This is a genomic window from Pseudoalteromonas luteoviolacea DSM 6061 (genome assembly GCF_001625655.1).
Classification (GTDB): Bacteria; Pseudomonadota; Gammaproteobacteria; order Enterobacterales; family Alteromonadaceae; genus Pseudoalteromonas; species Pseudoalteromonas luteoviolacea.
Window position 1 is genome coordinate 48,559 of the sequence record NZ_AUYB01000132.1, and the last position, 13,097, is coordinate 61,655.

Consider the following 13,097-nt stretch of genomic DNA (forward strand, 5'->3'; position numbering starts at 1 on the left):
ATGGATAAGTTGATTTTTGTTTTAGGTGTACTAGCAAGTGGTCAAGTTTTTGCCAGCTGCAATGCGGAATCACCGATTCGATTTGATAAAGAAGCCAATCATATATTACTCGACAACAAGCATCGGTTGATGTGGATGGACTGCGTAATAGACCCAGCAACAAAAGCATGTCTCACTGACAATCAAAGCTCGTTTTCTGCAACCGCAAAGCAAGCTTTAGAAATTGCGACAAGTGCAACCCTTGAAGGGCACAGCAATTGGCGATTACCCAATATTAAAGAGTTAGTCAGCTTATTTGCTCACGAATGTGAAGCGGAAAATGCCAAGCTGGTCATGCAAGTTCCTGAACGACTCAATTATGTGTGGACCTCGACCACCGCATCAAATGGTAATTCGGCTGGTCTGTTGGTGCTAAGTACAGTCAGCACTCAAATAACACCTTGGGGACTCAGCCGTACTGGCCCTGCGGTGTTATTGGTTCGTGATATTAACCAAACTGTGGAGTAGTCATTATGTCTTTAGTTATGCTAACACTCGCCACAGTGGCAATGGATCCGGGTTTACCAAGAAGCCTAGAGCAACTGCCGTTTGAGATTAATCAAACGCCATATGTTTATACCCGTGAAGTTCGACTGGTTAACAATTATGTCAGTGCGATAACAGTTCAAGGGATCATTGAGGGTACAGAAGGTGATGATGTACTTGTGGGCACCAATGGTATTGATGAAATCATTGGTTATGCTGGCAACGATAAACTAGATGGTGGTCAAGGAAACGACATATTAATCGCAGGTGAAGGAGATGACGAGCTTATAGGCGGCAGTGGTGAAGATACCATGGTTGGCGAAAGCGGTGCAGACACACTTTATGGCGGTCAAGACAACGATAATATGCGCGGTGGTCAAGGGGACGATCTTGTTCATGGCGAAGAAGGTGATGACAAGCTGTATGGAGACAGCGCAAATGATCAACTTTTTGGTGGGCAAGGAAAGGATTTACTTTCAGGTGGTGAAGGCATCGACACTCTCAAAGGAGGCTCTGGAAACGATGAGCTAAAAGGGGGCGATGGAGACGATTCACTCTTTGGTGAAAGTGGTGACGACATCTTGAGAGGAGATGAAAGTCCGGCCTATTTGGGTAATGATTATTTGGATGGTGGCATAGGCGCGGACCTCATCTACGGTGGCGCTGGTAATGACGAGTTGCTCGGGAGTGATGGAAACGACAAGCTATGGGGGGGAGATGGCACGGATACCCTTCATGGCGGTAATCATAACGATGAACTATTTGGCGATGATGGCGCTGACCATCTATTTGGTGAGTCAGGAAATGACACGCTTGAAGGTGGGGATGGCGCAGATTATTTATACGGTGGAGCCAATGATGATCACCTCTTTGGTGATGATGGTAATGACTCACTAGATGGCGGCAGTGGCGTTGATTATGTATACGGTAATTTTGGCAATGACAAGTTGTATGGTGGTGATGGCAATGATGTGATCTCCGGTGGTGATGGGGATGACCACTTGTATGGTCAAAATGGTGATGATTTACTCGATGGAGATTGGGGCAACGACACTTTTTACAATTCTTCAGGTATTGATTTGATGGATGGTAGATATGGCGATGACCTATTTCTTTTGGATGATGCCGGATTCAATCGTCATCAAATATACGGCGGGCCGGGTACAGACACTATTCAAGTAAGTGGCGGGCAAGACCTTATCGCGTTAACTACGCAAGTTGAAGGCGTAGAAGTTTTAGCTGGCAACGATCAAAATAATCAACTTATTCCCGCTTTTGGCATCTCTCGTATCGAAGGAAGAAAAGGGGATGATTTCCTTTTCGACTCTCATGGAGACGAGACCCTAATGGGGGGAGAAGGGAACGATACGCTCAAGAGTACAGAAGGGCAAGACAAACTCTTTGGTGAAGAGGGCGATGATACTTTGATCGCTCATTCAAGCACTGGAGAGTATTACGGGGGGAATGGGAATGACACGTTCAAACTTAAGCTGCCTGTTGGATTGATTGATGGTGGCTCAGGCAATGATGTAGTTCACTTTGAAAGTGACGCTTCTACGTTAATGCGTATTTCAGAGCTTAAAAATGTGCAATCAATACTCGGAAATTCAAAGCCTAACGTCTTAGAAATTCAATATGTTACTCCTGGGAGCACAATAAATGTAGATCTTGCTCAGGGAATCGATCGATTTGTTGCTGGTGTCATAGCGGACGACCGTTCAGGTGATACTTTCCAAGTTCGTTATGGGGCTACTTTTGACAACGGTGTCACATTGACAACGAGCAACGCTACTTACCATTTAAAAAATGTCGAATTTATTTTATATGAGCGAATTAGGCAGGGATATTTTGCCCAGTTCTTACTGAACTTAACAACAAAACAACTCACGGTTATATCAGAACAACCGCTTTAAAATATGCTACAAGGAGAATAGTGTGAAACACCTAACTTGTGCTGCGAGCTTTGCGATTGCTGCTCTGCCTGCACTGGCCACTCAATATCAAGCTGTACCTGCATTTACAGGAAACGCGACAATGGGTATCAATTGTGTCCATGCGCCTGGTACTGACTTGGTAACTAATAAGGCTGACAAGTGCAGCCAATTTGTGCCGCCAACAAATCCAAGAATTGATGCACAATTTCCAACTCCACCGACAACGAACAATCTGGTATATAGAAACCCGCAATCGAAATCGTTTACGGCGTTTGATGGATACCCAATGGTGGTTGAAGTAGAACAGGGGAAATGCTACTTACGCAATGAATTAGTAAATACGATTATTGCAGAGCGTAATGTTGCACCTGAAGACTTCACAACGTATTCGTATGACTGCCCAAATGGCAATGAAGAGAGCTATGACGACAGTAACATGCTTTATAAATACATCGTGAGCGGGGCATTCCAACCGCAAAATGATGCGCACCTATTTGCTGGTGTTACCATGCAAATGGCTGTTGACTATTTTTCTGAGTTATACCCAGAGCAAACGTCTCTGTGCCCTACATGGAATGCGCAATATTGTATCAACCAAATGCAACTTCGAGTCAACTACTCAGTCGATGGTCAAACATATAGCAGTAGTTGGGATGGGACTTACGTAAATTTGGCAGCTGGTGGTAATGCTTTTGGCCAATTTGCACACGGTAGCTCATTTGACATTGTATCTCATGAAATTGGTCATGCATTGTTAACATGGAACAGCGATTTACAATACAGTGGTGGTGAACAGTCAGCGGTACATGAAGCTTTTTCAGATATGACTACGCTCGCCGCGCGAGATTATTTTTTCAAAAATTTACAAGCGACGACAAATGCGTTCCAAGACACTCCGTTTGGCTTGTCATGGCAAAATGACAACGAAAAAAAATGGTGGTTTGCAGCGGATCGTAACTTTAACGGCATGCCGTCTAGATATGTCAATTTCCCAAGATTCGATTTGATCAGTGTTGATGATTACAGAGATATTGAAGAGGCTTCTGGGCCACACCAAAAGTCTGGCGTGCTAAGCAAGTTTTTTTATCTATTGAGCAAGCAGCAAGGTTGGGACATTGCCAAGGCATACAAACTAGTTCTTAGTGCAGCGAAGCAGTGTTTCAACACCAATAGTGACATTGACCATGCTGGATTCTGTTTAGTAAAACACGCTAACGATCCTGTATTGGTTAGTACGTTACTTCAGCAAGTTGGTGTAACGCCAAGCAACTCAGGTGTTGATAACTTGCAGTTTGATATTGCAAGGTTGCTAGATGAAGCAAAGTACGACATTACTGATCGTAGTTTTAGCTACAGTCAAGTTGACACGTTAAAAGTATTAGTTAACGGCGTCACAAAAATAGATTGGGCAAAAAATAACGGTCAAGGAAGCTACTCATCAGTTAAAAGTAGTAACGTTGTTTTAGACCAAGGTGAAAGCATCATTGAGTTAAGGTTACGTCTCACTAATGGGCAAGAAAAGAATGCGTATAGAATCGTCTATGGTGCAGATACACCAAGGTGTGTGCCTGAAACAGCGGCAGTTGCTTTATCGAGCTTAACCATAAATGGTCAACAAGTTAATGCAAATTCGGGCTATACATTTGCTTCGTTACAACAGCCTGTCTATTCATTAAACCAGTTCAGAGCAGAGTTTAATACACAGTTAAGTAATCGCCACGTAAATGTGTACGCTGATTTTAATCGAAATCGCGTGTTCGAAGAAAAAACAGACCTACTTAGTAACGAACTGTTACTTTCTCAGAGTAGTGTGACAACGGATATCAATTTTGACTTCAGTAGTTTCCAGCATGTTGAAGCAGGCCCTATGCTACTTCGTATCCGAGTTGATGATGCAAAGCAAAGCGGTTGTGCGAAAACAACGACGGGTCAGGTTGTCGATTTATTGGTTGATTTTGTTCAGGGCAGTGATGTTAAGACAGTTGAGTTTACACATCAACAAGTGAATGACTCTATTACGCTTACAGCATCAAGCACTGGTGTAGAAAATCCAACATATAACTGGTATTTCAATGATCAGCAAGTAGCTCAAAATACAGCTGTAATTACGCGTCAAATGACCGATACAACCAAAGTGCGTGTTGATTTGCTATCTAATGGTCAAGTTGTTCAAAGCTCTGAGCAAAATATAACGCCTATCGCATCACCAAGATTAAACTTCAGCTGTACTGTACAACAGACTCAATGTCAATTCTCTGTACAACATGATGAGCTAACGGCATCTCCTCGTTACTTGTGGAGTTTCGGTGACAGTTTCGATACTAAAACCACACGCTATACAAATGAAGTGTTCACATTTGACTATCGTGAATATGGTCAGTTTGATGTCTCTGTGGACTTGTATTTAGATAGCTTAAATGCGCAATTCACTGCTACAAAGCGCGTCCACGTAGAGTCTTTACCTGATGGTGTAACTTTTGATGTGAACGTATCGCAACAAGACCCACTGAAAGTAACTTTGACACCACAGATAGGTGCATTGGACATCATTGATTTACGTTGGAATGTAGAGCGAGTTTGGCACCAACCTCAGGATCTAAAAGGGGATTGGAGTTATACATTTGCACAGGCTGGTACCCACGATATTTACATGGCCTTGACGCTTAACAATGGTGCGATCCATACCATCAAGCAAACAATTGTACTTGAGGATGTCACGCCACCAGAAGTCGTTACGATAACTGATGTTGATGTGACAATGGATTACAGCTATTGGTGCTGGGTTAATGAAACCTTTGACGGTATTAAAGATAACGACACGGTTAATTACTGGGGTAACTACAGTTATGGGTGTTTGAATCGAGTCAAAGTCAATGCCACAAGTAGTGCAGGCTCGCCAATTAAAACAGAAGTTTGGGTAGATGTTGATAAAGATGGCGTCTATGAAACAAACGAAAGAAATAAGTACCACACAAGATTAAGGTTATCTAATAAGTCTGTGAATGTATGTGTTGTTGCATATACGGACGAACAAGGTAGTTCAGCAGTACCATGCGTTCCGCAAGAAGGCGCGGACAGCATGCAATTTAAAATAGTGAAGTAAATATATAAATTAAGGAGAATATAATGAAACTTAGCTTTTTAGCGCTTACTGTTAGTTCGGCATTGGCATTTGGATCTGTCGCTGCATTCGAACAACCAATAACTAAAAAAGTGAGCACGCCTATCGTTCAAGGTCTAAACGTACAACAAGGTGTTCAGTACGTTGACCCTGATAGCAAAGAGGCAATTGCTGAGATGGAGAAAATTTTTAAAGAAGCAGGTTGGAATGAGAAAAACAGTCCACAGCTTTTCAAAGAGCTAAATACTCCTCAGGCAAAAATTGATGTACAAGATGCACGCTTTGTAAGAAGTTACAACAGTAGCGATACAACGGAAGCAGAACTAGAGTCATATTTTAGCCACCTAGGTTTTAACATTGTTGGTGAAGGTGCTTCTAAACTATTCAAAATCCGTTTATTAAATGCTGAGCCTAAGGCTACGAATTTAACAATTCTTTCTATCAAGTTAGTGAATGAAAAAGGCGAGCAAATTACTACTCAGCAAACGGCTCGTTTCTTTGGTGACGGTGGCTCAAACTTAAACCGTAAAGTGCTAGGTGGTGAAGCGACAGTTGAAAGTGCTTACGAGCATGTTAGCCGCGCGAAAGAAGTATATGGTAAAGGTACTGCTTACGTAATGTTTGCTGACGGCACTAAGGTCTTGAAAAAGATTGATGTTAAGTACGACAAACACGCAATCTTGGGTATGTTAGCTAAAGAACTGGGTTTACCTATTAATAACCGTCCTGCAAATGCACCTTTGGTAATGGCTAAAGCGGGCTTCGCTGAAGCAGCAGGTGGTGTGGGTATTGCTCAGTTTGACGCTTTCCAACACGTTGTTGATCACCCAAGAGATTTCCGTAAAGCGGATGCAAACAAGCAAAACGTTGCGGGTCAAGACGGTGTGATCATGGTTTGTTTGAACCGTGACTATGGTGATTGTGATTACCCTATGGTTCAAGCTGGTGGTGACTATAACAATATCCCGCATGTAACGATTCCATTTAAGGGTAGCATTACATTACCGACGTACATCTCTCGTGTACTATTTAAAGAAGATGATGTGCTAGGCGCGCAAAACGTACCGCCGACAGATGTGATGATTCAATCAAAAGAAGCTTTCCATGACAAATTGTCGCTACATAATCCAAACATGAAAGCGAAGTTTGAGCAGTATTTCACAATTGACTATCGTTTTGACCAAGCTACTTGGTCTCCGGTAACAACTCTAACTTGGGATATTCCTCGTGAAGCTGCGCTTTTTGCTCGTCCAGGTATTTTCCAACGTCGTGCTGATGCATATTGGATCATGAACATCGCGCTAGAAGTTAACTGGATGGGTAACTTGCAAGATGCAATGACATACTTTGGTGCAACTGAAGAAGAGTATAACTACATTACTGGTTTCACTTCTTACATCATTGCATCTGAAGAAGCGCCAGAACTACCAAAAGATATGGCTCGATATGACCAAGCGCCACTTCAGTTTTCTTTCAGCTGTTTAGCTAAGGGTACTCAAATCTTAATGCCGAACAAGCAATCTAAAGCAGTTGAAACGTTCAACGTTGGTGATTTAGTTCTTGGTGCTAGTGAGTTTGAGCCAGACAATACAGAAGTTCTTAAAGTTGTAGATGTGTCTGTAGGTGTTGAGCACTTACCGATGGTTAAATTAACAACTGAACTTGGACAAACGTTAACGTTGACTGAGTCTCACCCACTTGTACGTGAAGGTGGTAAAGCGGTATGGGCGCTAAATGTAGCTGAAGGCGATGTAATCCAAACAGCTAAAGGTCCGGCTAAAATCACTAAGTTTGAAAAAGTTGACTATAAAGACAACGTATACAACCTTAAACTAGCGCGCGTTAATGGTAAGCAAGACGCAGGTGAAACTTTCGTAATGTTTGCAAATGGTGTGTCAGTTGGTGACTTAGCAATGCAAACAGAGAACGAGCTAGACACTCACAAGGAAACTGTTGAAGAAGTACTACAGCGTATTCCTCAAGAGTGGCACGCAGATTACCTAAATAGTTTAGAAACTAAATAATAGGTAAGTATTGGAAAAAGCTGGCTTTACGCCAGCTTTTTTTTTGATAAAAACCAAGGCGATATTTATGGTTTGAATTTAACTGTTGAGCTAATTAGTATATTTTAATATAGAAAAAGTAAGTTAATAATTTTTACTAGATAAAAAGTACTTTTTAAAGTAATAGCTGTAGAACATAATGGTGAGTTGTGTAAAATAGAAGTTAACTTAACGAAATAAGGATTAGGCAGTGCGCATACTAGGAAGTGTCGTTGCACTATTTGCTTGCTTCTCAGCGGCGAGTAGTCAACTATCGTATCAACATCTAGATAAAAATACTCATTTACTCCCAGCCTCCGACGTATTGAATAAGGGTGAGCTTAATAATCCTTCGCCATTCAAATATATAAAAACAAAGTCAGTTATTATCGCAGAAGAGTCAAAGCTAGAACACTATGCGCTCTATTGGCGAGATGTCAAAGTACTCAATACCAACCTTGTGATTCGTATTGATGACAATCACACACAACGAATTGTTTCTGGTGAATTACTTTTGCCAGAAATACTTAGCTCGAGCTACTTTGCCAAAGCAGCAATCACAGCGCAATTTCCGTACGATGACAAAACGCTAATTGAGAAAGTCTCTAAAGATTATGGGATTAATGCGTCAGAAATTCGAAATGTAAATAAATATATTGCAATGGGTGATAATAAAACCTTGTCACCTATATATAATATTGAGCTTTTAGATAATCGCTATCAGCGTAAATTTATTAACTTTGATGCTCACTCTCTTAAAGTTGTCTCGAAGTACAATGCAACTGCTTCTTTTTTATCTCCACACTCAGCTGATTATCATGCAGTAGCGACGACGACAGGCAACTATAAATTAGGCCTCAATTGCCATCAATCACCAAATATGGCAACTGAGAAGTGTCAAAATACGGAACTCCCCCAAGCACACCCTATAGCTCAACAGTATTATCCAATCGCACCGATTGTGAGCAATCTTTATTTTAGAAATACAGAGGGAGGCGCTTTTGCCGAATTTGATGGTTATCCGATGGTGGTCAAATTGGAAAACGGTCAATGTGTATACGCTAATAATTTAGTCGAAACTTACTATGGGAGTGCACAAGCTCCCTATGCATATGAGTGTGCTCAAGGTATTGAAGAGAGTCATGGAATTAGTGGTGACCCATACATTTACTATCTATCAAAAGGCGCTTTTAAATCTGTTAATGATGCCCATTTTTATGCGGGAGTTACTGCTCAACTGTTCTATCACCACTTTACAAGTTTATACCCTGAGCAAATCGAACGATGCCCTCAAGGAGGTAGTTACTGTCTCAATGTAATTAAGCAACGGGCTGACGCAGGCAATATTGCGCAAAGTAGTTGGGATGGTGAGTATACCAATTATGCAAGTGGCTTCAGAGGAAGTCCATTCCCTCATGGAAGCTCTATTGATATAGTTTCTCACGAAATTGGGCACGCGATATTAGAGTGGAATACAGGCAATATAATTTCTGATGTTGATGATATCGGCGATTCTGATGGCAATCGACAGCAAAGAAGTGCCTTCCACGAGAGTTTTGCAGACATCACTGCGATTGCGGTTAAAGATCATTATTTTAGCAATCTGCTTTCAGAGCCGTCCGAATTAAATTGGAAAAATACAGATGTATTTTCCAAGCTGTCTAGCGAAGATGAGTACTTCTGGGCAATTGGCTGGGATGCGAGAATAAGAAATGCCTACTCAAGATATGTAAAACACCCACGACGTGACGGGGTTAGTATTGATGATTATAGGGATTTTGAGCGTGTTAGTGGGTCGCACCAAAGAGCGGGGGCGTTTAGTAAACTGTTTTATTTAATTGCGACGAGCGAAGGCTGGAATGTGAAAGCAGCTTATGGGTTGGTAATTAAAGCGATGACTGCATGTTTCACCGAAACTACAGGTATGTTGGAAGCATCGAATTGTCTTGTTGAAGTTGCCGATGATTCTGATAAGCATCATATTGCGACGCTTGCTCAAAAGGTTGGGCTAATTCCAGAAGCACAACAAGAAAGTACTTTAAACGTAAATATTGAACGTCTTTATGGGCAAGTTTTTTACAAGCTGGAAGACAATCGATTGTCTTCAGACAATGTTGCTCGCTTAGTTTTACGAAAAGGTGAAGAGGTACTGCTTAATTGGGATCAAAGTAGTGAGGTTGAGTGGCAAAATGTTGCTCAAGGAACTTTGACTCTAGAGGAAGGAGATCATGAACTTTATTGGTTAGCTGAGTTAACAAGCGGTACATATTTAGAAGCTTATCGTATTGCCAATTTGATTGATCAGGCAATTTGTCAACCTGAACCTAGTACTGGTGCTTATACTGACTCGGTTGTTGTCAATGGAGAAAGTGTACCTGTAGAAGCCGGATTTGGACATGTGACATTAACAGACTCAGTATATTCACAAGAGCCATTAAGCATAGTACTTTCACAGAGCTTGGGAGAAGCTTCGATTAAAGCATACGTTGATTTGAATCGAAATGGATATTTTGATGGCGAAGAAATTACGCTGCCTTCTGACATTAGCGATACAATTTCATTGCCAGCCCAGCCATTTGGTGAACTTAGTCAAGGCCCAGTAGTCGTGAGGTTGGTTTTGGGAGAGCAGTCAGGTACATCTAGCTGTACAAGTGAAACGCAAGCGCAGACCGTTGATTTTAAGTTTGTATATCAGCATGGGCAATATATTGCTCCAGCGATAGGCTTTGAGTTTAAGCAGGTTGATCAGGACATAAATTTTTCAGTAGTCAATCAATATAGTAATGCTTATTCATTTAGGTGGCTTGTTGAAGGTGAGGCAATAGACAGCCGTGAATATGAATTTACAAAACAAATGCAGCAGAGCTCAGAAGTCACTTTGCTTTTATTACGTGATGGTGTTGAGGTAAATCGCATTGTGCAGCAAGTCAATGTGATGGCTGAGCCTTTATTTGATATTCAGTGTGTTCAAAATGGCACACTGTGTCGGCTAAGTTTAAATTATGAAAATCCAATTGCAGGCACTACATATCAATGGGAGATCAATGGGGAGGTGATTGAAAAGGATGACTTGGCCCCATTTGAGTATGATTTTAAAGAATATGGCCAGTATCCAATATCTGTAAGTGTGTCTATTGGTAATGGAGCAACACAATTTACGCACTTTGAAACGATATCACTACAAGAAATACCTACGGTAGATGTAAAGGTTACTCAACAGGATATGAACTTTACCTTTTCACTGACTGAACCACTTCCACAAGGGTACGAGTTAGTGTGGGTTATTGACGGTATGGAGTATCAGTATGACGAGTTGGGAACACAAATCAATTTGCCAAGCCAGCCATCAGATATCCAGTTTATTTTGAGAAAAGATGGGGTTGTTGTTAAACAACAAGAGATACAAATTGATTACGTAGAAGACCCTGAGTTAAAACTCAATTGCAATATTCAAGGACAAACCTGTACATTTAGTGCAGAGCACAGAGACCTAGGTGTTGTAGCTAAGTATATGTGGGTATTTGGAGATGGTAATTCGGTGACTACTGAAGAGCCAACAGTTTCACATACTTATCTTGAATCAGGTAACTTTACAGCGCAATTAACATTAATGTTGAATGAAAATACAGTATTTACAACTGAAAAAGAGTTGCAGGTGGGTATTTTGACGCCAACGTACGAAATTAGCTCAAAACAGCATAACCAGATTCTTCAGTTGCAAGCCAAAGGAGATGTTTCAAGCAATACAACGTTTACCTGGTTTATTGACTCTGAGCGCCTTGTTGGGGAAATAGTTAGTTTTCCAATTGGAGACTTGGGTGGTGAGTATAGTATTCGACTCCAAGTGAGTGAAAATGGGGTTATCACTGAAGAGGTCGAGCAGGAAGTGATAGGTTACCCAGATATTGGTTTGGACTTTGAGTGGAAGCAGCAAAAACAAAACTCGCTAAGCTTTGAGTTTTCTGCGTCTCAAGCAAACCCGTGAGGTAAATAGTTAAACAGAGCCCGATAGAAGCTTACCTTCATCGGGCTCTGTAAAGTAACTATCAGTTCTTTTTAAATTGCGTAATTAAAAAAGACAAAGTGACATCATGGTGTGTTTGCTTAGATAGGTCCTCAAAATGTGAAGGTTTAAATTTCCAAGCAAAAGGCGTCATTTTAATTAAGTGGAATATTACATCTGTTTCGATTGAATGAACTTCTTGAATAAGGTTTTGCTCTACTTGATTGAACCCTTCTGGACATTCTGGCGCATCATGTAAGTGTACATTTTCATATATCTGTTGCTTTAACTCATACAAGTGATTGGGCCCAGGGCTTACAACGATTAGAGTGCCTTGCTCATCTAGTAACCTGGCAGACTCAGTTGCGAATACTGGGGCAAAAATACTCAGTACGATATCTGCAAAGCCATTATTGAACGGCGCATCTTTGCTTGAGGCAACACTGAATTTTGGCTGAGCATAGCGTTTAGCAGCGTACTTAATAGCTGGTTTACTAATATCTAAGCCATACACATGACTGTTAGTGCCTAATGCGTCGGCAACTGCGTGTGTATAAAAGCCTTCACCACATCCCAAGTCAATTACCGTATTTGGGGATTTATATGCAATTAAATTTGCCAACGATTGCTGTAGGAATTGATAGTGTGAAGTGGCGAAAAATGCGCGTCTAGCCTGCACCATATCAAGGTTATCGCCTGGCTGCTTAGAGCGTTTAAACTGTACGGGTAGAAGGTTGACATAACCCTCTTTTGCAAAGTCGAATTGATGACGGTTGGCGCACCCCAAGCTGTTACCATTACGGGTAAGGGGTTCGGAACATATTGGACAACGATATTCTACGGTCATCTATCTAAGTATTCCTTATCATAAAAAGTTCTCACCCAGTGAGGGCGATACGTGATCAAGAGCGTGATAGCCATGCCATTGAGCATTGCTTCAGGAAACCACATGATCACAGAATAAAACATATAATTGTCTTTGAGTACTTGCCAGTCATAGAGGCCTATGGACCAGAAGTATACCGCTGAAAGTATAATTTTCAGAGCAGCTACTAGTCCGCCAGATATAAATGCGCACACAAAAATATAAATAAAAAAGTGTCGAGGCAAATAGTGATAACAAACTACAAACAATGCATAACTGATATAAACTGGCAGAATTCCATTTAGTAGCCAAAATGACGAAAAGTTTATCTCAGATGATGCAAAGAAGTAGCAAAGTAATGAGGCCAGCAAGCTACTTAATAAAGACAACCGCCAGCCCAGCACTAATGTGACAGCAGTAACTGCTAAAATATGGATGTTTAAGCTGGGCAGTATTCCTGCTTGAACCTGCCATAGTAATGCCATTACTAACGCACAGCTTAAAATACCAATTTGCCTTTGCGAGTTGCGAAAAAGCGCACCGTATTGAACCTTGTCTAGGCTCATGGCAAATGCAAATATGGCAAACATAAATGTCATCATGCTCT

Annotated in this window: 7 protein-coding genes; 5 read left to right on the top strand and 2 right to left on the bottom strand. The window is 41.3% G+C overall.

The window, feature by feature from the left end; translation table 11 throughout:
* From N475_RS20310 to N475_RS20330, 5 genes are all read left to right on the top strand, one after another.
* On the top strand, nucleotides 1-507 hold the full coding sequence (locus tag N475_RS20310) for an Lcl C-terminal domain-containing protein (RefSeq protein ID WP_063356412.1): 507 nt from the start codon (nucleotides 1-3) through the stop codon (nucleotides 505-507).
* 5 nt (nucleotides 508-512) lie between these two features.
* Nucleotides 513-2,438, top strand: coding sequence for a calcium-binding protein (locus N475_RS20315; protein ID WP_063356411.1), 1,926 nt, complete (start codon nucleotides 513-515; stop codon nucleotides 2,436-2,438).
* Nucleotides 2,439-2,460: 22 nt separating this feature from the next.
* Complete coding sequence (locus N475_RS20320; RefSeq protein WP_063365856.1) at nucleotides 2,461-5,562, top strand: M4 family metallopeptidase; 3,102 nt, start codon at nucleotides 2,461-2,463, stop codon at nucleotides 5,560-5,562.
* 23 nt (nucleotides 5,563-5,585) lie between these two features.
* Nucleotides 5,586-7,604 (top strand): Hint domain-containing protein, encoded by a 2,019-nt coding sequence (locus N475_RS20325; protein WP_063356409.1) that lies wholly within the window; start codon nucleotides 5,586-5,588, stop codon nucleotides 7,602-7,604.
* 229 nt (nucleotides 7,605-7,833) lie between these two features.
* Nucleotides 7,834-11,607, top strand: coding sequence for a PKD domain-containing protein (locus N475_RS20330; protein WP_063356408.1), 3,774 nt, complete (start codon nucleotides 7,834-7,836; stop codon nucleotides 11,605-11,607).
* A gap of 61 nt (nucleotides 11,608-11,668) precedes the next feature.
* Here N475_RS20330 and rlmA read toward each other — a convergent pair whose 3' ends face one another.
* Nucleotides 11,669-12,472, bottom strand: a complete 804-nt coding sequence (gene rlmA / locus N475_RS20335) for a 23S rRNA (guanine(745)-N(1))-methyltransferase (protein WP_063365857.1) — start codon at nucleotides 12,470-12,472, stop codon at nucleotides 11,669-11,671.
* The gene (locus N475_RS20340; protein WP_063365879.1) at nucleotides 12,469-13,089 is read right to left on the bottom strand and encodes an energy-coupling factor ABC transporter permease; all 621 of its coding nucleotides are present in this window, start codon (nucleotides 13,087-13,089) and stop codon (nucleotides 12,469-12,471) included. The genes rlmA and N475_RS20340 overlap by 4 nt, the downstream gene beginning before the upstream one ends.
* Nucleotides 13,090-13,097: the final 8 nt, after the last annotated feature.